The following is a 19727-nucleotide window of genomic DNA, read 5'->3' as shown; positions in this document are numbered from 1 at the left end:
ATTCATAAGTTAAGTGACGATAGCCTAGGAGATACACCTGTACCCATGCCGAACACAGCAGTTAAGTCCTAGAACGCCTGAAGTAGTTGGGGGTTGCCCCCTGTGAGATAGGGTAGTTGCTTAGCTAAGGGGAGTTTAGCTCAGCTGGGAGAGCATCTGCCTTACAAGCAGAGGGTCAGCGGTTCGATCCCGTTAACTCCCATTTTTTAAGCGGGTGTAGTTTAGTGGTAAAACTACAGCCTTCCAAGCTGTTGTCGCGAGTTCGATTCTCGTCACCCGCTTTACTTTAAGGTAAACCAAGCACTATATTTTGCTTGGGCGCGTAGCTCAGGTGGTTAGAGCGCACGCCTGATAAGCGTGAGGTCGGTGGTTCGAGTCCACTCGTGCCCATTTATATTTTATGGTCCGTTGGTCAAGGGGTTAAGACACCGCCTTTTCACGGCGGTAACACGGGTTCGAATCCCGTACGGACTATTTTATATTTTTCGGAGGATTACCCAAGTCCGGCTGAAGGGAACGGTCTTGAAAACCGTCAGGCGTGTAAAAGCGTGCGTGGGTTCGAATCCCACATCCTCCTTACTATTGATAACGCGGGATGGAGCAGTTCGGTAGCTCGTCGGGCTCATAACCCGAAGGTCGTAGGTTCAAATCCTGCTCCCGCAATAGAAAAAACGGCTCGGTAGCTCAGTTGGTAGAGCAATGGATTGAAGCTCCATGTGTCGGCGGTTCGATTCCGTCTCGCGCCATGTTTAAAAAAGGAAAGATAGCGAAGAGGCTAAACGCGGCGGACTGTAAATCCGCTCCTTCGGGTTCGGGGGTTCGAATCCCTCTCTTTCCATCATAACGGGCATAGTTTAAAGGTAGAACTAAGGTCTCCAAAACCTTCAGTGTGGGTTCGATTCCTACTGCCCGTGTTAAATATGGCGAGTGTGGTGAAGTGGTTAACACACCAGATTGTGGCTCTGGCATTCGTGGGTTCGATTCCCATCACTCGCCTATTTAATGGGGTATAGCCAAGCGGTAAGGCAAGGGACTTTGACTCCCTCATGCGTTGGTTCGAATCCAGCTACCCCAGTTAGAACTCTTTGCCGGCGTGGCGGAATTGGCAGACGCGCTGGACTCAAAATCCAGTGTCCTCACGGACGTGCCGGTTCGACCCCGGCCGCCGGTATAATAAAAAAGACAAGGAACATATTCCTTGTCTTTTTTATTTTCATAAAATAATTATGATAAGTCAAACTCATTAATGTTTTATTGTGTTATAAGTTGTTGACTATGGTATTATGGATTTAGTAATGAAAGCTTAATAAGTGTTTAAGTTAGTTTAATTTTTAAGAACAATAATTTACTCAATACTCTCAATCTATTTTGCGAATTTCTTTAGGAGATTTTTAATATTACAAGTAATAAGAAAGGAATAATTTATGAAAGAGATAAAAATAGTTGGTGGTCAGTTTATGATGGGAGATTCATACAATGAAGGAGTTCCTATTGATCACGAATTTCCTCCTCAGTTAGTAAAGGTTCAAAACTTTATAATACACGATACTCCAGTTACAAATGAAAGTTTTTCTAAATTTATTGAAGAAACGGACTATAAAACTGATGCCGAAAAGTATGGATGGAGTTCAGTTTTTTATCAATTAATCCCGGAAGAGAAGCGTTTCAGTTATCCTTCTATGCCTGAATCGCCTTGGTGGCTTGCTGTCGAGGGTGCTCGTTGGAACCAACCAGAAGGGATAGGTAGTTCTATTTATGATAGGTTGGATCACCCTGTTGTACATGTTTCAAGAAATGATGCATTAGCTTATTGTGCATGGGCAAAAATGAGGTTACCCACTGAAGCAGAGTGGGAGTTTGCCGCAAGAGCTGGAACGGTTGGACGTTTTCCATGGGGTGAAGAACTAGAAAAAGATGGCGAGTTTATGGCCAACACATGGCAGGGCCAATTCCCAATGGTGAACACTCAGGAAGATGGCTTTGTAGGAACTGCACCAGTTTATTCTTTTAAACCAAATCAATTTGGTCTTTATCAGATGATAGGCAATGTTTGGGAGTGGTGTAGTAATCCCTACCAAGCTAGTTTAACGGTATTTAATGAACAAACCTCGGAACAAATTTGGAATAATCACCAAAAAGAATCAGATGAATTTTTTGCTATAAGAGGTGGGTCTTTTCTTTGTCATTTTAGTTATTGCAATCGTTATAGAGTTGCGGCTAGAAATGGCACAAGTGCGACATCGACATCCAGTAATATGGGGTTTAGATGTGTAAAATCTATTGATAAAAACTAAAGATATAGTCACTATAGGGCTTTTTAATTTATTTTTCTATTGAAGAGTAATTATTTAATTGTTGTCTTTTCTAATTTTCATTAATGTTTAAACATAGTCATTAGTTTAGGATGAAATACCCCTTTTTTGAAATGATGATAATCCAATTTCTACTTTGTCAATGCTAAGATTATACAAAAAGACTTGTTTTTCAAAAAATCCAATTTTTATTGATTTTAAAGAGGGCCTAACAATTAATTTGTTGACAACTATGGTATTATTATTTTAGTAATGAAAATTATGAGGTGTTTTGGATGATTAAAATGTTTAAGGATAAGGACATACTTGATATTCTTGAACCGCTTTCTGAACTTTACCAAGATGTTTTTCAAGTTGATGACGAGACGAAGGCTTTACTTGTTTGGCGAATTAAGAAAAGCATCAATGATAAAAAGAATCCAATCGTTATTGCTTATGTTTCAGATGATAATGAATTGCTTGGTGGTGTTTTTGGTTATGATTATTTGAAAGAAAATTATTGGGCAAAGCAAGTCAATCCTTATTTGAATGATGATTATGATTGGTTTGTTTCAACCTTTGAAGTGAATGAACTTTTTGTCAAACAAGAGACTCAAGGACAAGGTATTGGTGGACAGCTGTTAAATGCATTAATCACTAATGTTTCACAGGATAATCTACTTTTAAGTACCAAGGCGGTTCACAATGACCCTGTTATAGCCTTTTACAAACAGCATGGTTTTCGTGTTTTACTTGAACAATTTAAGTTCAAAAATTCAAGTCAAATTTTTAGTGTTTTAGGCTATCAAAAAAATAAAGTTGGTTATTAAATTAATAATTGTTAACCTGAAAATAGATGGTTCATGGATAAAGAGTTTGAAAATAATGTTAAAGCTTTGATACAAGATTTTTAATTCTATTTTTCTGTTTTTTGTATGATTTCAGAGGTTCTGTTCCTCATAAAGTATTTTTCAAGACTATTAATACAGACTTATTAAATATATTGGAGATTGTTGCTATAAGAAGGAGTAAGATGTTTTTATTTGATGAGTTAGACTATAAGAGTAAAGTTGATATTGAAAAGGGTTTTTCTGATGAAAAAAAGTATCATATTATAGGAAACAAAGACTATTTATTAAAAATATCGCCCTTGTCCTATGCGAGTAAAAAACAACTTGAAGTGAAATATGCCAAGGCTTTAGCTTCTGTAAAAATCAATGTTGCTTCACTTATAGATGTTAAATATGGAGAAAATCATATTGAAAGTCTATACCCTTGGATAAATGGGCAAGATTTTAGTCATTATTCTAAAACTCTCTCAAAAACTGAACATTATCAATATGGTTTTTTGGCAGGAGAATACGTCAGGCAAATTCATTCTATCATTATAGATGAAACGGTTTCTGATTGGGAAACGATTTTTAACTGTAAAATTGATAAAAAAATAGTAGCTTTTAATCCTGTAAAAACTTACTATCCGAAAGGAAAAATCTTTATTGATTTCATTAATCAGCATCGTTATTTATTAGAAAACCGACCACAAACATTGTGTCATGGAGATTACCATGTTGGTAATATGATGATTGAAGAAAAAACTAAAAAATTAACTATTGTTGATTTTGGTTCTTTAGAAATTGGCGACCCTTATGAAGAATTCAATAGGATGGTCTGGAATGCTATGCACTCTGAAGATTTTGCCAGTGGGGTCTTACAAGGCTATTTTGCTAACAATGCAATACCTGAAGATTTTTGGCTATTGATGGCTCTTTATATGGCGGTTGATATTATTAGTTCAATTAGTTGGGCGGTCAATCGTGGGGATAAACAAATTGATACAATGAAAACAAGAGCTGATAGAGTATTAGAATGGTATGATTCTTTTAATCTTCTTATACCAAAGTTTTATCAAACACTATTTAATTAATGCCGGTCTTGAAACAAGGGTTAATATCCCTTTTTTATTGCTTATTTACTTGGGACAACTTGTTATTTCAGCTTTATGATATAATTGTTTCAAAGAAGACTTAAAATAGTTGTAAATAATTCAATGAAATACTTTTAGGAAAAATCAATGAAAAAACGAGAAATGCTTTTATTGCCCTATAATCCTGATTGGGTGAGATAATTTGAAGAGGTAAAAATTGATCTCGTTAATCTTTTGTCGAAACAAATAGTAGCAGTACATCATTTTGGTTCTACAGCTATTGTAGGGATGTCTGCTAAACCAACTATTGATGTGCTTGTTATTGTGAACAAGATTGAAAAAATTGATTATTATAATAAACAATTAGAAAAGTTAGGTTATATCGCAAAAGGAGAAAATGGTATACCTGGAAGAAGATATTTTGAAAAATACGCTTCTGGTACCATCACTCATTTGGTTCATCTTCACTTTTATCAAGAGGGCAATCACAAAGCAATAGAAGAATTAAGATTTAGAGATTTTCTGAGAAATAATCAAGACGCTTTTGAGCGTTATTTGGACATTAAAAAAGAAGCAAGTCAGTTATATCGCTATTTACCAGACCAATATCAAAATCATAAATCAGCTGTGATTAAAGAATTAATTAAAAAAGCTAATAATGATTGGTCTCTTTAAAAAGATTATTAATTTACAATATAAGGTTTAATGGGCTTTATGGCAATTGATTACTTTAGAGATAACTCACCAAAAGATAAGCATCTAGTGCTTGTCTTTTTCTTATTTTTCCTAATCCTATCTTTCTTATAATTGTGGTAAAATAGAAGTACGATTTAACAAGGAGTAATCATGACGGATTTATTCAAGCAATTACTAGACCAAATAGGTATTTCTGATGATTTGAGAGAATCAGCAGTTTTTTCTGATGCTGACATTGAGCGTGTTTTGGTGAATTCTCAAAAAAGAAGCTGGACGTTTTATTTTTCTTTTAATCAGTTGTTGCCCATTGCGATTTATCGGAGTTTAAAGCAGTCGTTGATTGAAACGTTCTCTTCTTTGAATATCACAGCAACTTTTTTTCTGTCTGTTAAAAATGTCGTTGTCACTGATGAACTTCTCAAAGATTATTACCAAGAAGCTTTTGATTCTGAGCTTTGTCAGAGCATGAGTTTTAAGAGTTCTTTTTCTCATTTGGAGGTTTATTATGACAATAACACTATTTTTATCAAGGCACCTCATTTTTTGAATAATGAGCATTTTCGTAAGAATCATTTGCCTAACCTAGAAAAACAATTTGAAGCTTTTGGCTTTGGCAAAGTTTCATTTGATATTGTCTCAAGCGATGAGTTGACAAAATCTGTGGTTGAAAAATTTGAAACTGGTAAAAATCAATTAATTGAAACAGCGACTAAAGAAGCTATTGAAGCGCAAAAATCGTTAGAAGCGTTACAACCTCAACAGGAAGTGTCAAATACGTCTTATCAAGAGCGCACAACGATGAGACAAGCTAGTTTTGCTAAGGCTGAAATCACACCTATGATCGATGTTTTTGAGGAAGAAAATAGAATTGTTTTTGAAGGGCTTGTTTTTGCGGTAGAAAGAAAAAAAACACGAACTGGTCGCTGGATAATCAACTTTAAAATGACAGATTACACCTCAAGTTTTGCCATGCAAAGATGGGCTAAGGATGATGAGGACTTAAAAAAATATGATGTGATTGCAAAAGGTACCTGGTTACGTGTTCGAGGGAATGTTGAAAATAATCAATTTACCAAGTCGCTAACAATGAACGTTCAAGATGTTAAAGTCATTAATCATGAAGAGCGTAAAGATACCATGCCTGAAGGGCAAAAACGGGTAGAATTTCATGCACATACCAATATGTCAACTATGGATGCACTACCTACCGTTGAAGATTTAATTGCTCGGGCAGCTAAGTGGGGACATAAGGCTATTGCGATTACTGACCATGGCAATGTTCAAAGTTTTCCACATGGTTATCATGCGGGGCGTAAAAATGATATTAAGGTTATTTTTGGACTGGAAGCTAACCTAGTTGAAGATAGGGTTCCTATCACCTATAATGAAATTGATTTGCCTCTGAATGAGGCAACCTATGTTGTTTTTGACGTGGAAACCACGGGTCTGTCTGCTATTAATAACGACTTGATTCAAATTGCAGCATCTAAGATGTATAAGGGTAATATTATTGAGCAATTTGATGAATTTATCAACCCTGGCTACCCTATTAGCACATTTACAACAGAGCTAACAGGGATTACCAATCAACATTTGCAAGGGGCTAAACCTTTGTTACAAGTCTTGCAAGAATTTCAAACTTTTTGTCAAGACACTGTACTTGTCGCTCACAACGCAACTTTTGACGTTGGCTTTATGAATGCTAATTACGAGCGTCATGGTTTGGCTACCATCACACAACCAGTGATTGATACCTTAGAATTTTCTAGAAATCTTTACCCAGACTATAAACGTCATGGCTTAGGACCGTTGACCAAGCGTTTTCAAGTATCTCTTGAACATCACCATATGGCGAATTATGATGCAGAAGCAACGGGACGTCTCTTGTTTATTTTCCTTAAAGAAGCACAGGAAAAACTACAAATTACTAATCTTATTGACTTAAATAAAAAGGCAATTTTAAAAGATTCTTATAAAAAAGCAAGGACTAAACAAGTCACTATTTATGTTCAAAACCAAATCGGTTTAAAAAACTTGTTCAAAATTGTTAGTCTGTCAAATGTTGTCTATTTTGAAGGGGTTCCTCGTATTCCAAGAACAGTTCTTGATGAGCATCGAGAAGGTCTACTACTAGGTACCGGTGGAGAAGAAGGTGAAGTCTTTGATGCCGTCTTATCAGAAGGTGTTGATAAGGCAGTTGAAAAAGCACGTTATTATGACTTTATCGAAGTCATGCCACCTGAGTTGTATCGTCCTTTAATCGCCAGAGAATTGATTGCTAATCAAGAGGGGATTGAAACGGTCATTAGAGATTTAATTGATGTCGCAAAACGTGTTGATAAACCTGTTTTAGCAACTGGAGATGTCCATTATTTAGATCCAGAAGATGAGATTTATCGTGAAATCATCGTGCGAAGTCAAGGTCAAGGGGCCATGATCAATCGTCCAATCGGCCGAGGAGAAGACGCACAGCCTGCGCCATTACCTACAGCACACTTTAGAACCACAGATGAAATGCTAGAAGCGTTTGCTTTTCTAGGTCAAGAAGAAGCTTATGCCATTGTTGTTACCAATCCAAATGCCATGGTTGAGCGTTTTGAAGCTGTTGAAGTGGTTAAGGGAGATCTTTACACGCCGTTCATTGAAGGGGCAGAAGAAGAGGTCGCAAGACTCACTTATGAAAAGGCTTTTGAATTATATGGCAATCCTTTACCAGACATTATTGATTTACGAATTGAAAAAGAATTGACCTCTATTTTGGGGAATGGCTTTGCGGTGATTTATCTGAGCTCACAAATGCTAGTGCAACGCTCAAATGATCGTGGTTATCTTGTGGGTAGTCGTGGCTCAGTTGGTTCTAGTTTTGTTGCGACGATGATTGGTATCACAGAAGTAAACCCTATGCCTCCTCACTATGTTTGTCCAAGTTGTCAACATTCAGAATTTATCACAGACGGTTCTGTCGGTTCAGGCTATGATTTACCTGAAAAAGATTGTCCAAAGTGTGGTGTCAAGTATCGAAAAGATGGACAAGACATTCCCTTTGAAACCTTCCTTGGTTTTGATGGAGACAAGGTTCCTGATATTGATTTGAACTTTTCCGGTGACGATCAAGCCAGTGCCCATTTGGATGTACGTGATATTTTCGGTGAGGATTATGCCTTTAGAGCTGGGACTGTAGGTACAGTTGCTGAGCGGACAGCTTATGGATTTGTCAAGGGCTATGAAAGTGATTATGGTAAATTTTACCGTGATGCAGAAATTGATCGCTTAGCAATGGGAGCAACCGGAGTGAAGCGAACAACTGGTCAACACCCAGGTGGTATTGTTGTTATTCCTAACTATATGGACGTTTATGACTTTACTCCTGTACAGTATCCAGCAGATGATTTAACTGCTAGTTGGAAAACAACCCATTTTAATTTCCATGATATTGATGAAAATGTTTTGAAACTTGATATTCTTGGGCATGATGATCCGACAATGATTCGTAAGCTACAAGATTTATCAGGTATTGATCCTAAAGAGATTCCTGCTGATGACCCTGATGTAATGAAACTATTTTCTGGAACAGAAGTCCTTGGGGTGACACCTGAGCAAATTGGTACCTCAACTGGTATGCTTGGTATTCCTGAATTTGGTACGAATTTTGTCCGTGGTATGGTGGATGAAACGCATCCAACAACTTTTGCTGAATTATTACAGTTATCTGGGCTATCCCATGGTACTGACGTTTGGTTGGGAAATGCGCAAGATTTAATCAAGGCAGGCATTGCAGACTTATCAACGGTTATTGGTTGTCGTGATGATATCATGGTTTATTTGATGCATGCCGGTTTAGAACCTAAAATGGCCTTTAATATTATGGAGCGGGTTCGTAAAGGGCTTTGGTTGAAAATTTCTGAAGAGGAAAGAGAAGCTTATATCAAAGCCATGAGAGAAAATAAGGTGCCAGATTGGTACATCGAGTCTTGTGGTAAAATCAAATACATGTTCCCTAAAGCCCATGCGGCTGCCTATGTTTTGATGGCGCTACGGGTGGCTTATTTCAAGGTTCACCATCCTCTTTATTACTATAGTGCTTATTTCTCTATTCGTGCGAAAGCCTTTGATTTAAGAACGATGAGTGGTGGTCTTGAGGCTGTGAAAGCTAAGATGGCTGAGATTACTCAAAAACGCAAAAATAACGAGGCAAGTAAGGTTGAAGAGGATTTATACACAACGCTAGAAATTGTTAATGAAATGTTGGAACGTGGCTTTAAATTTGGGCAACTAGATCTCTATAAGAGTGACTCTCATGAATTTTTAATTGAGGATGATACTCTTATCCCGCCATTTATTGCCATGGACGGTTTGGGAGAAAATGTTGCTAAACAAGTTGTTAAAGCTAGATCGCAAGGTGAATTCTTATCTAAAACAGAGCTACGTAAACGTGGTGGTCTCTCAACAACGTTAGTTGAAAAATTAGATGAAATGGGGATATTAGGCCCCTTACCTGAAGATAATCAGCTCAGTCTATTTGATGACCTTTTCTAATTAGAATTAGAACCCTCACCGAATGAACCGGTGGGGGTTTTGAAATTCATGATAAAAAAGATGAGAAAACGAAAGAAAACATTGTGAAAAATATAATTAAGTTTACTGAAAAGTCTTGTAAATAAGTATAAGAAAGCGGTTAAAAAACTTGCACTTTGTGAAGTTTTATTATATGATGGAGGATGTAAAACGATTTTGTGGAGGAAAATATGGTTAAACTTTCTAAAGAAAAATATTTGGAAATGTATTTGAAAATGCAACGTATCAGAGAATTTGATATGAGAATAAACAAGTTAGTGCGTCGTGGCTTTGTACAAGGAATGACACACTTTTCTGTTGGTGAAGAAGCAGCAAGTGTTGGTAGTGTTGCTCACCTTTCTTATGACGATATTATTTTTTCAAATCACCGTGGTCATGGACAATCTATTGCCAAGGATATGGATTTGAATGGTATGATGGCTGAATTAGCTGGTAAAGTGACAGGTGTTTCTAAGGGTCGTGGTGGCTCTATGCACTTGGCTGACTTTGAAAAAGGAAACTATGGAACTAACGGTATTGTTGGTGGTGGTTATGCTTTAGCAGTTGGTGCAGCATTGACACAACAATACAAAGGAACAAATAACATTGTTGTTGCATACTCTGGTGATGGTGCAACAAACGAAGGCTCATTCCATGAGTCAGTAAATATGGCAGCTACTTGGAAATTACCAGTTATTTTCTTTATTATCAATAACGGTTATGGTATTTCGATGGATATCAAAAAAGCAACAAACACCCCTCATTTGTATACTCGTGCAGAAGCTTATGGTATTCCAGGTTACTATGTAGAAGATGGTAATGATGTCATGGCTGTTTATGAAACAATGGCAGAAGCTGTCAAACATGTTCGTGGTGGTAATGGTCCTGCGATTGTTGAGGTTGTTTCATACCGTTGGTTTGGACACTCAACAGCCGATGCTGGAGCTTATCGTTCAAAAGAAGAAGTTAATGAATGGAAGAAAAAAGATCCTCTTCTTAAATACCGTGACTTCCTAATCAAAAAGAAAATTGCTACAGCTAAGAAACTTGATAGCATTGATGCTGATGTGGTTAAAGAAATTGATGCAGCTTATGAGTTCGCACAAAACAGCCCAGATCCAGAACTTTCTGTAGCTTATGAAGATGTTTGGGTAGACTAAGGAAAGAGGAGAAATTAATAATGACTGAAACTAAAGTAATGGCTTTACGTGAGGCAGTTAATCTTGCGATGACTGAAGAAATGCGTAAGGATGACACTATTTTCTTAATGGGTGAAGATGTTGGTATTTATGGGGGTGACTTTGGAACTTCTGTAGGAATGTATGAAGAATTTGGTGAAAAACGTGTGAGAGACACTCCAATTTCTGAAGCAGCAATAGCAGGTTCTGCTGTTGGTGCTGCCATCACAGGTCTACGTCCTATTGTTGACTTAACCTTCATGGATTTCCTAACAATCGCTATGGATGCTATTGTTAATAATGGTGCTAAAAACAACTATATGTTTGGTGGTGGTTTAAAAACCCCTATAACCTTTAGAGTTGCTTCAGGTTCTGGTATTGGATCAGCTGCACAACACTCACAGTCTCTTGAGGCATGGTTGACTCATATTCCAGGAATTAAAGTAGTTGCACCAGGAAATGCTAACGAGGCTAAAGGGTTATTAAAATCTGCTATTAGAGATAACAACATGGTTCTTTTCATGGAGCCTAAAGCACTTTATGGTAAAAAAGAAGAAGTTAGCTTAGATCCAGACTTTTACATTCCACTTGGTAAAGGTGATATTAAACGTGAAGGAAAAGATTTAACGATTGTTTCTTATGGCCGTATGTTGGAGAGAGTTCTACAAGCTGCTGATGAAGTGGCTGCAGATGGGATCAACGTAGAAGTTGTTGACCCTAGAACACTTATTCCACTAGATAAAGAATTGATTATTAACTCTGTTAAAAAGACAGGTAAATTAATGCTTGTCAATGATGCTTACAAAACAGGTGGCTTTATTGGCGAAATAGCTACTATTGTCACTGAAAGTGAAGCATTTGATTATCTTGATCATCCTATTGTTCGTTTGGCAAGTGAAGATGTTCCTGTTCCTTATGCGCGTGTTCTTGAACAAGCAGTGCTTCCAGATGTTGAAAAAATTAAAGCAGCTATTTATAAAATGGTTAATAAGGGATTGTAATTTAAGATTTTCACACTTTTACTAGAGAAAATTTAATCACACTCTCATAACAACTTGTTGTTTTCTTAACAACAACGATATAAGAATAGAGAGAAAAGATGATGGCAACACCATCTCTTTTCTACGTTTATATTTTATTTGAAAGGAATTTTATGGCTGTCGAAATTATAATGCCCAAACTCGGGGTTGATATGCAAGAAGGCGAAATCCTCGAGTGGAAAAAACAAGAAGGTGATATGGTTAATGAAGGAGATATTCTTCTTGAAATCATGTCAGATAAAACAAATATGGAGCTTGAGGCAGAAGATTCTGGGATCTTATTAAAGATTGTTCGTGGCAATGGTGATACTGTTCCAGTTACTGAAGTTATTGGTTATCTTGGTGAAGAAGGCGAATCTGTTGATAATCTTTCTGCTCCTTCAACTGAGTCTAAAGAAGCTCCGCAAGAAGTTGCAAAAGCACCTGAAGTATCAAACGCACCTGTACAATCAACTCCTCAAGCAGCTGTTGCTGCCCCTCAAGGTAACAAAGGAAAAGTGAGAGCAACTCCTGCTGCGCGTAAGGCGGCAAGAGAGTTAGGTATTGATTTAGGACAAGTCCCAGGTACAGGACCATTTGGTCGTGTGCACAAGGATGATGTTGAAAACTTCAAAGGTGCTCAACCTAAAGCAACCCCTCTTGCTAAGAAAATTGCTGAAGATAAAGGTCTTGATTTATCTACCATTACCGGTTCAGGTTACAATGGTAAGATTATGAAAGAAGACATCATGGCTGTTCTTAATGCAGCTAAGCCAGCAGCAGAAACTGCTCAAGCGGCTAAACCAGCTGAAGAAGCTGTGAAAGAATTGCCAGAAGGCGTTGAAATCATCAAGATGACTGCAATGCGTAAGGCTATTTCTAAAGGTATGACACATTCTTATCTCACAGCACCAACCTTTACGCTTAACTACGATGTTGATATGACAGAAATGATGGCGCTTCGTAAGAAGTTAATTGATCCAATCATGGACAAGACAGGTAATAAAGTAACCTTTACAGACCTTCTTGGTATGGCAGTTGTTAAAACATTGATGAAACCTGAACATAGCTATCTTAACGCATCACTAATTAATGATGCTACAGAAATTGAATTGCATCGCTTTGTTAACCTAGGAATTGCGGTTGGACTTGATGGTGGTCTTATTGTACCAGTCGTTAAAGGTGCTGATAAGATGACAATTTCAGATTTTGTTATCGCTTCAAAAGATGTGATTAAAAAGGCACAATCAGGTAAATTAAAAGCTGCTGAAATGTCAGGGTCTACATTCTCAATTACTAACCTTGGAATGTTTGGCACTAAATCATTTAACCCAATTATCAATCAACCAAACTCAGCAATCTTAGGAATTTCTGCAACCGTTCCAACCCCTGTAGTGGTTGATGGTGAAGTCGTTGTTCGTCCAATTATGGCCTTGAGCTTAACAATTGACCACCGTCTTGTTGATGGAATGAACGGTGCTAAATTCATGGTTGATCTTAAGAAACTGATTGAGAACCCATTTGAATTATTGATTTGATGACATTAACGCGTCTTAAAAAGTAATCACAACTCACTATTAATGATTTGAAATAAAAAGGAGATAATAATGGCAATTGAAGTTATCATGCCCAAACTCGGTGTTGATATGCAAGAAGGTGAAATCCTCGAGTGGAAAAAACAAGAAGGTGATGAAGTCAAAGAAGGTGATATCCTTCTAGAAATCATGTCTGATAAAACAAATATGGAAATTGAAGCGGAAGATTCTGGTGTTTTAATCAAGATTGTTCACGGCGATGGTGCAACTGTTCCTGTCACAGAAGTTATTGCTTACTTGGGTGAAGCTGGTGAAACGGTTGATGCTGGAACAGCAACTGTTAAAGAAGCAACTGAAGAACTTCAAGCTGCTGGTTTAGAAGTGCCACAAGCACCTGCTCAAGAAGTGGCTCAAGCGCCAAAAGCAGCACTTGCAGATGATGAGTATGATATTGTAGTTGTTGGTGGTGGTCCTGCTGGTTACTACGCCGCTATTCGTGGTGCTCAACTTGGTGGTAAAATCGCTATTGTTGAAAAATCTGAATTCGGTGGTACCTGCTTAAATAAAGGATGTATCCCAACAAAAACATACCTTAAAAATGCTGAAATCTTAGAAGGTTTGAAAATTGCAGCTGGTCGTGGTATTAACCTAGCATCAACAAACTACACCATTGATATGGATAAGACTGTTGATTTTAAAAACTCAGTGGTTAAGAAATTAACAAGTGGTGTTGGTGGCTTATTGAAAGCTAACAAGGTGACTATGTTTAATGGTTTAGGTAAAGTTAACCCAGACAAGACTGTTGTCATTGGTGGACAAACCATTAAAGGCCGCAATATTATTCTTGCAACAGGTTCAAAAGTTTCTCGTATCAATATCCCAGGAATTGATTCTAAACATGTGTTAACATCTGATGATATTCTTGATCTTCGTGAAATTCCAAAATCATTAGCCGTTATTGGTGGTGGTGTTGTCGGAGTTGAGCTTGGATTAGTCTTTGCATCATATGGAACAGAAGTCACTGTTGTTGAAATGGCTGACCGTATCATTCCTGCTATGGATCGTGAAATTTCTCTTGAATTACAAAAAATCCTTTCTAAGAAAGGTATGAAATTCATGACGTCAGTATCATTGGAAGAAATTGTTGAAGCTAATAATCAATTGACCCTTAAAGTAAGTGGCCAAGAAGTTGTTGTTGATAAAGCCCTTCTTTCAATTGGACGTGTACCACAATTAAATGGACTTGAAGATCTTAACCTTGAGTTAGATAGAGGCCGTATTAAAGTGAATGAATACCAAGAAACATCTATTCCAGGTATCTATGCACCAGGTGATGTGAATGGTCAAAAAATGTTGGCACATGCTGCTTACCGTATGGGTGAAGTGGCTGCTGAAAATGCTATGCGTGGTAACACTCGTAAAGCTAACCTTGCTTACACACCAGCAGCTGTATACACACATCCTGAAGTAGCAATCTGTGGTTTGACTGAAGAGCAAGCACGTGAACAGTACGGTGACATCTTAATTGGTAGAAACAGCTTTACTGGAAATGGTCGTGCAATCGCTTCAAATGAAGACCATGGTTTTGTTAAAGTGATTGCTGATGCTAAATATCATGAAATCTTAGGGGTTCATATTGTTGGACCATCTGCAGCTGAAATGATCAATGAAGCATCAAATATCATGGAATCTGAATTAACTGTTGATGAAGTAGCACTTTCTATCCATGGACATCCTACTTTCTCAGAAGTAATGTATGAAGCCTTCATGGATGTGCTTGGCGAAGCGATTCATAACCCACCAAGACGTAAATAATAATAGATAAAAGATAAATCTTAACGACTTTAAGATTTGTCTTTTCTTAATGCTGTTATAAAAAGTAAGGAGCAAACAATGAAATATATTGTGAACAATAGTAATGATCCAGCTTTTAATATCGCTTTAGAAGCTTATGCTTTTAGAGAATTGATGGATGAGGATGAAATTTTTATTCTCTGGATCAATGAACCAGCTATTATTATTGGTAGACACCAAAATGCGATTGAAGAGATTAATAAAGAATACACTGATGAACATGGGATTAAAGTGGTTCGTCGTCTTTCAGGTGGTGGTGCTGTTTATCATGATTTAAATAATCTAAACTATACCATCATTTCATCAAAATCTGGTGAAGAAGGAGCCTTTGATTTTAAAAAATTCTCAGCTCCAGTGATTGAAACTTTAGCAGAGATGGGTGTTAAAGCAGAATTTACGGGCCGTAATGACCTAGAAATTAATGGTAAAAAATTCGGTGGGAACGCTCAAGCATACTACAAGGGACGTATGATGCACCACGGTGCCTTACTATTTGATGTTGATTTATCTGTCTTAGCAAGTGCCCTTAAGGTAAGTAAGGATAAAATTGAATCAAAAGGGATCAAATCTGTGCGTGCTCGAGTGACTAATATTTTAAGTGAACTGCCTAAAAAAATCACTGTTACTGAGTTTAAAGAAGCTTTATTAGAGCAAATGAAAAAAACAAATCCTGGGATGACGGAATACGTCTTGTCTGATGAAGAATTGGCTCATATTAAAAAATCAGCAGAAGAAACTTTTGGGACATGGGATTGGACTTATGGTAAAGCACCAGAATATACCATTTCTCGTAATGTACGTTATCCAGCCGGTAAAATTACAACCTATGCTAATGTTGATAAATCAATCATTAAATCAATTAAAATCTATGGAGACTTCTTTGGAATTAAAGATGTTAGTGATATTGAAGAGTTGTTGGTTGGTGTTCCTTATGAATACCCAGCAGTTCTTGAAAAATTGAAAACCATTGATACAACAGCTTATTTCTCACGTATGACCGTTGAGGAAGTCGCTAAAGCTATCGTGGCTTAATAAATCTTTAACAGGAGAAGATATAGTCTTCTCCTGTTTAGTTTTCTGACCATTTGTTAAAGGAGTTTAATATGTATCAAACAAAAATTATTGGTGACCGTCTTTTTCATGTTAAATCACAAGGTTATGGTGAGTCTGTTGAATTGTTTAGTGTAAAACAGCAAGGTGAAACACCACTGAGTCTTGTCCTTATTGCTTTAGGGTCATGCATTGCTATGTGTGTGCAAGGCTATTTTAAAAAACATCACCAACAAATTGAGGTACCAATTGAAACTGATGTCTCTTATGAGAATGATCATTTCAACTTGACCATAGCCATTAATTATCCCTATGCTCAAGAGGAAACAGATGCTATCTTAGCTTACATTGATGACTATTGCAGCGTGAAAAAACTGTTACGTACAGACATTAAGGTTGATATTTCTCTATTAAAAGTTGACTAATAAGAGGTGAAACTGTTTTAGAAGTGGCATATTTTGTTTAAAAAAAATAAAATGGTTTACATCTTTGTATATTTATGTTACTATTAATAACGAATTTAAGGAAAGGGGTTTAGAAACATGAACAAATTATGGATTGATATGATATTAGATAATAATAAACTCCTTTCTGACCTGAAAATGTAGTGTTTTTTTAACGCACTATCAAAGGCTCATGGTAGGAGTTGTTCTACTATGGGTCTTTTTGTATTTTTATAAGCTTTTTCGGGTTATTCTTAAGTAACTATCGTGTTTTTGTTGCGATATTTAAAGGATGTCTAAAAAGCTAGGGTCAAAAGAAAGAGGAAAGCACAATGTTTCAACTAATTTATCACTATATTATGAAAAATAAGTGGCGTTACTTGTTGATTGTCATTGCTCTGATTATTTACGATGTGAGTCTGGTCATTCCAACTAAAATCATTGAGCAAGTTGTCGATATTATGACAAAGGGGCAACTAACCTCGCAATTATTAGTGAAGAATGCCTTGTTTTTAGTCTTTGTTACTATTATCTCCTATGTCACAGCCTACATTTGGGCACGTTATTTGTTTCAATCGTCTGTTGAATTTCGCCTGAATCTTCAAAAACAGGCTTTTCAAAAATTGTTGGAGATGAGGACACCTTTTTTCGATAAGTTTCGCTCTGGCGATGTTATGACGCGCTTTACTACTGATTCAGAAGGTCTCAAGGAATTAGTTGGTTTTGGTCTCATGGTTGTTTTTTATGCTGGGGGAACGGTTCTTTTTGTTATTCCTGTCATGTTTTTTATTTCGTGGTCAGTGAGTCTTTGGGCCATTATCCCTTTATTGCTATTGGGTGTTAGTATTTACTTTCTTGGAAAAAAACAAGATGTTTTAGTTGAAAGAAATCGTAATGCCATTGCCAGCCTTAGCGATGAGGTTCTAGAAGTCATTGAAGGCATTCGAGTGATTCGAGCCTATAGTAAAAAAGAAGATTTATTCAAAAAATTTCAAGCCAGCACTCAAAAACTAGCCAAACAAGACGATTATGTTAGACGCTATCAATCAGCATATGGTCCCTTATTTTTCTTCTTTTTAGGAATTTCAACGGTGATTATTCTTTTGATGGGAGCAAATGGTATTCAAAATGGCACTTTAACCTTGGGTCAAATTATTGCTCTTCAACTCTATGCCTCATCTTTGGTGGAACCGTTCTGGATGTTGGCAGAATTTATTTTAACCTATCAAGTGGGTAAAACGTCTTTTGAAAAAATTAATGAATTGTTAGTAACTGGTGATGAATTAGAAAAAGATGGTCAAGTTATCTTGAAAAAACCAGAAGAAATAGTGTTTGATCATTATTCCTTTACTTACCCTAATGGTTCAAACCAGAGTCTCTCAGATATTAGTTTAAACATTAAATCTGGAGAAACTCTTGGTATTGTTGGTAAAACAGGGTCCGGTAAAACCACATTTGTACGTCAATTGTTAAGACAATATCCTGTGGGGCAGGGAAGGTTCACCATTAATCAGATACCAATTGCTGACTATCAAAAAAAATCAATCGAAACAGCTGTGAGTTATGTGCCGCAAGAACACATTTTATTTTCAAAATCTGTGGGTGACAACATTGCTGTAGGTAAGGAAAATGCCAGTCATGAAGATATTATGAAAGCTATTGAGACGGCTGCCTTTACAGATGATTTAACACGAATGTTAAACGGATTAGATACCGAAATTGGTGAGAAAGGTGTCTCAATTTCTGGGGGTCAAAAACAACGGATTTCGATTGCTAGAGCTTTCTTGAAAAACCCTGAGATTCTCATCCTAGATGATTCCTTGTCGGCTGTTGATGCTAAAACCGAACAAGCGATTATTAATAATATTCAAAAAGAACGACAAGGGAAAACGACTATCATTGTAACCCACCGCCTATCAGCAGTTAATCATGCTGATTGGGTCATCGTCTTAGAAGAAGGACGAATTGTTGAGGCAGGAAAACCTGTCGATTTAATTGCTAATAAAGGTTGGTATTATGAGCAATACTTACGCCAACAAACGAAGGAAGATTAAGTCCGGTATAAACGCCTGTTTTATGTGCCACTAAGGAGGGATACAACGATGACTAAAGAAAAAGTACTTTTAGCGGGAGCAACAGGATATCTGGGAAAATTTGTAATGCAGGAACTGATAAAAAGAGGTTATCCGACTAAAATAGTTGTCAGAAATAAAAATAAAGTGAGCCTGACTGCGCCAAACCTTGAAATAATCGAAGCGCAAGTAACAAAACCTGAGGAACTAAAAGGCATTTGCGAGAATGTCGATGTTGTCATCAGTACAGTTGGTATTACGCGTCAAAAAGACGGATTAACCTATATGGACGTTGACTATCAGGCAAATGCAAACCTGATTAATGAAGCTAAAAAAAGTGGTGTCAAAAAGGTTATCTATGTTTCTGTTTTAAAGGGTGAAAAACTAAGACATTTAAAAATCTGTGAAGCAAAAGAAAAATTAGGGGATTATCTAAAGGCTTCTGGCTTAGATTACTGTATTATCAGGCCAAATGGATTTTTCTCAGATATGGTAGAATTTCTAAACATGGCAAAAAGTGGGAAGGTCTATTTATTTGGGGATGGCACATTAAAACTCAATCCGATTCATGGAAAAGATTTAGCCGTTGTCATTGTTGATTCTATCATGAATGATGAAAAAGAGTTGGATGTCGGTGGCCCTGAGCTACTTTCGCAAAATGAAATTGCAGAACTAGCATTAAAGGCTTACCATAAAAAAATCAAGATCGTTCATTTACCAGATTTTTTCAGAAGGTTTGCTCTTTTTGCCATTAGGACGTTTACTGGTCAGAAGACCTACGGTCCACTGGAATTTTTTATGACGACCATGGCAATGGATATGTCTGCTCCAAGATTTGGCAATGAAAAATTAGAACCCTTTTTTAACCAAGAAGTAATAAATAGAAAAAACAATCACTGATGGATTAGAAAAAGATAGAAATTTTATCCTAAAATCCAGAAGAACTAGTGTTTGAACATGATTTGTTTGTTTATCCGAATGGTTCAAACCAAAGCCTATCTGATCGTTTAGCATTAAATCAAGAGAAACGTGCGGTAGTGTTGGCAAATCAGTAAATGTGATTGCTAAAATTTGGTCTTGTGGCTAATAGCTACGCCAACAAATGAAGGAG

At 36.9% G+C, this 19727-nt stretch carries 11 protein-coding genes, 12 tRNA genes, 1 rRNA gene and 3 pseudogenes; all 27 read left to right on the top strand.

Annotated features, from left to right (window positions below; all coding sequences use genetic code 11):
* Positions 1-9: 9 nt before the first annotated feature.
* The 27 genes and pseudogenes from rrf to JHK62_RS04185 all read left to right on the top strand — a co-directional run bounded on the left by rrf (position 10) and on the right by JHK62_RS04185 (position 19516).
* Positions 10-125: ribosomal RNA gene (gene rrf / locus JHK62_RS04310) — 5S ribosomal RNA — on the top strand.
* 4 nt (positions 126-129) lie between these two features.
* Positions 130-202: transfer RNA gene (locus JHK62_RS04305), tRNA-Val, on the top strand.
* Positions 203-210: 8 nt separating this feature from the next.
* A tRNA-Gly gene (locus tag JHK62_RS04300) sits at positions 211-281 on the top strand.
* A gap of 35 nt (positions 282-316) precedes the next feature.
* A tRNA-Ile gene (locus tag JHK62_RS04295) sits at positions 317-390 on the top strand.
* Positions 391-402: 12 nt separating this feature from the next.
* Positions 403-474: transfer RNA gene (locus JHK62_RS04290), tRNA-Glu, on the top strand.
* Positions 475-487: 13 nt separating this feature from the next.
* A tRNA-Ser gene (locus JHK62_RS04285) sits at positions 488-577 on the top strand.
* A 12-nt stretch (positions 578-589) separates the two neighbouring features.
* Positions 590-663, top strand: a tRNA-Met gene (locus tag JHK62_RS04280).
* A gap of 10 nt (positions 664-673) precedes the next feature.
* Positions 674-746, top strand: a tRNA-Phe gene (locus JHK62_RS04275).
* An 11-nt stretch (positions 747-757) separates the two neighbouring features.
* Positions 758-838 (top strand) — tRNA-Tyr (locus JHK62_RS04270).
* A gap of 5 nt (positions 839-843) precedes the next feature.
* Positions 844-914, top strand: a tRNA-Trp gene (locus JHK62_RS04265).
* A gap of 9 nt (positions 915-923) precedes the next feature.
* A tRNA-His gene (locus tag JHK62_RS04260) sits at positions 924-996 on the top strand.
* A gap of 7 nt (positions 997-1003) precedes the next feature.
* Positions 1004-1075, top strand: a tRNA-Gln gene (locus JHK62_RS04255).
* Positions 1076-1087: 12 nt separating this feature from the next.
* Positions 1088-1171, top strand: a tRNA-Leu gene (locus JHK62_RS04250).
* Positions 1172-1424: 253 nt separating this feature from the next.
* Positions 1425-2294, top strand: a complete 870-nt coding sequence (locus JHK62_RS04245; RefSeq protein ID WP_199575441.1) for a formylglycine-generating enzyme family protein — start codon at positions 1425-1427, stop codon at positions 2292-2294.
* Between the two features lie 293 nt (positions 2295-2587).
* Positions 2588-3121, top strand: a complete 534-nt coding sequence (locus JHK62_RS04240) for a GNAT family N-acetyltransferase (RefSeq protein WP_199575439.1) — start codon at positions 2588-2590, stop codon at positions 3119-3121.
* 203 nt (positions 3122-3324) lie between these two features.
* Positions 3325-4215, top strand: coding sequence for an aminoglycoside phosphotransferase family protein (locus JHK62_RS04235; RefSeq protein ID WP_199575437.1), 891 nt, complete (start codon positions 3325-3327; stop codon positions 4213-4215).
* A gap of 213 nt (positions 4216-4428) precedes the next feature.
* Positions 4429-4890: pseudogene (locus JHK62_RS04230) on the top strand (GrpB family protein); the annotation flags it as partial.
* 171 nt (positions 4891-5061) lie between these two features.
* Positions 5062-9447, top strand: coding sequence for a PolC-type DNA polymerase III (locus JHK62_RS04225; protein ID WP_199575435.1), 4386 nt, complete (start codon positions 5062-5064; stop codon positions 9445-9447).
* 209 nt (positions 9448-9656) lie between these two features.
* A complete protein-coding gene (locus JHK62_RS04220) occupies positions 9657-10625 on the top strand; it encodes a thiamine pyrophosphate-dependent dehydrogenase E1 component subunit alpha (RefSeq protein WP_199575433.1) in 969 nt (322 codons plus the stop codon).
* Between the two features lie 20 nt (positions 10626-10645).
* Positions 10646-11644, top strand: a complete 999-nt coding sequence (locus tag JHK62_RS04215) for an alpha-ketoacid dehydrogenase subunit beta (RefSeq protein WP_199575432.1) — start codon at positions 10646-10648, stop codon at positions 11642-11644.
* A gap of 152 nt (positions 11645-11796) precedes the next feature.
* Positions 11797-12054, top strand: a pseudogene (locus tag JHK62_RS07995) (biotin/lipoyl-containing protein); the annotation flags it as partial.
* 90 nt (positions 12055-12144) lie between these two features.
* Positions 12145-13200 (top strand): annotated as a pseudogene (locus tag JHK62_RS04210) (dihydrolipoamide acetyltransferase); the annotation flags it as partial.
* 69 nt (positions 13201-13269) lie between these two features.
* The gene (gene lpdA / locus JHK62_RS04205) at positions 13270-15012 is read left to right on the top strand and encodes a dihydrolipoyl dehydrogenase (RefSeq protein ID WP_199575431.1); all 1743 of its coding nucleotides are present in this window, start codon (positions 13270-13272) and stop codon (positions 15010-15012) included.
* A gap of 78 nt (positions 15013-15090) precedes the next feature.
* Entirely contained in the window at positions 15091-16083 is a 993-nt protein-coding gene (gene lplA, locus JHK62_RS04200) for a lipoate--protein ligase (protein ID WP_199575430.1), read from the top strand.
* 71 nt (positions 16084-16154) lie between these two features.
* Positions 16155-16526 (top strand): OsmC family protein, encoded by a 372-nt coding sequence (locus JHK62_RS04195; RefSeq protein ID WP_199575429.1) that lies wholly within the window; start codon positions 16155-16157, stop codon positions 16524-16526.
* A gap of 350 nt (positions 16527-16876) precedes the next feature.
* Positions 16877-18598, top strand: coding sequence for an ABC transporter ATP-binding protein (locus JHK62_RS04190; protein WP_199575428.1), 1722 nt, complete (start codon positions 16877-16879; stop codon positions 18596-18598).
* 48 nt (positions 18599-18646) lie between these two features.
* Complete coding sequence (locus JHK62_RS04185; RefSeq protein WP_199575427.1) at positions 18647-19516, top strand: SDR family oxidoreductase; 870 nt, start codon at positions 18647-18649, stop codon at positions 19514-19516.
* The last annotated feature ends 211 nt before the right edge of the window (positions 19517-19727 follow it).

This window comes from Streptococcus pacificus, assembly GCF_016481305.1.
Taxonomy (GTDB): Bacteria; Bacillota; Bacilli; order Lactobacillales; family Streptococcaceae; genus Streptococcus; species Streptococcus pacificus.
The sequence above is the reverse complement of the archived record's forward strand: the minus strand, read 5'-3'. Positions and strand labels throughout refer to the sequence as shown.

Coding starts and splice junctions, on each gene's coding strand:
- JHK62_RS04220 (WP_199575433.1), top strand. CDS start 9,657: ATGGTTAAACTTTCTAAAGAAAAATATTTGGAAATGTATTTGAAAATG.
- JHK62_RS04195 (WP_199575429.1), top strand. CDS start 16,155: ATGTATCAAACAAAAATTATTGGTGACCGTCTTTTTCATGTTAAATCA.
- JHK62_RS04190 (WP_199575428.1), top strand. CDS start 16,877: ATGTTTCAACTAATTTATCACTATATTATGAAAAATAAGTGGCGTTAC.
- lpdA (WP_199575431.1), top strand. CDS start 13,270: ATGGCAATTGAAGTTATCATGCCCAAACTCGGTGTTGATATGCAAGAA.
- JHK62_RS04240 (WP_199575439.1), top strand. CDS start 2,588: ATGATTAAAATGTTTAAGGATAAGGACATACTTGATATTCTTGAACCG.
- JHK62_RS04215 (WP_199575432.1), top strand. CDS start 10,646: ATGACTGAAACTAAAGTAATGGCTTTACGTGAGGCAGTTAATCTTGCG.
- JHK62_RS04235 (WP_199575437.1), top strand. CDS start 3,325: ATGTTTTTATTTGATGAGTTAGACTATAAGAGTAAAGTTGATATTGAA.
- lplA (WP_199575430.1), top strand. CDS start 15,091: ATGAAATATATTGTGAACAATAGTAATGATCCAGCTTTTAATATCGCT.
- JHK62_RS04185 (WP_199575427.1), top strand. CDS start 18,647: ATGACTAAAGAAAAAGTACTTTTAGCGGGAGCAACAGGATATCTGGGA.
- JHK62_RS04225 (WP_199575435.1), top strand. CDS start 5,062: ATGACGGATTTATTCAAGCAATTACTAGACCAAATAGGTATTTCTGAT.
- JHK62_RS04245 (WP_199575441.1), top strand. CDS start 1,425: ATGAAAGAGATAAAAATAGTTGGTGGTCAGTTTATGATGGGAGATTCA.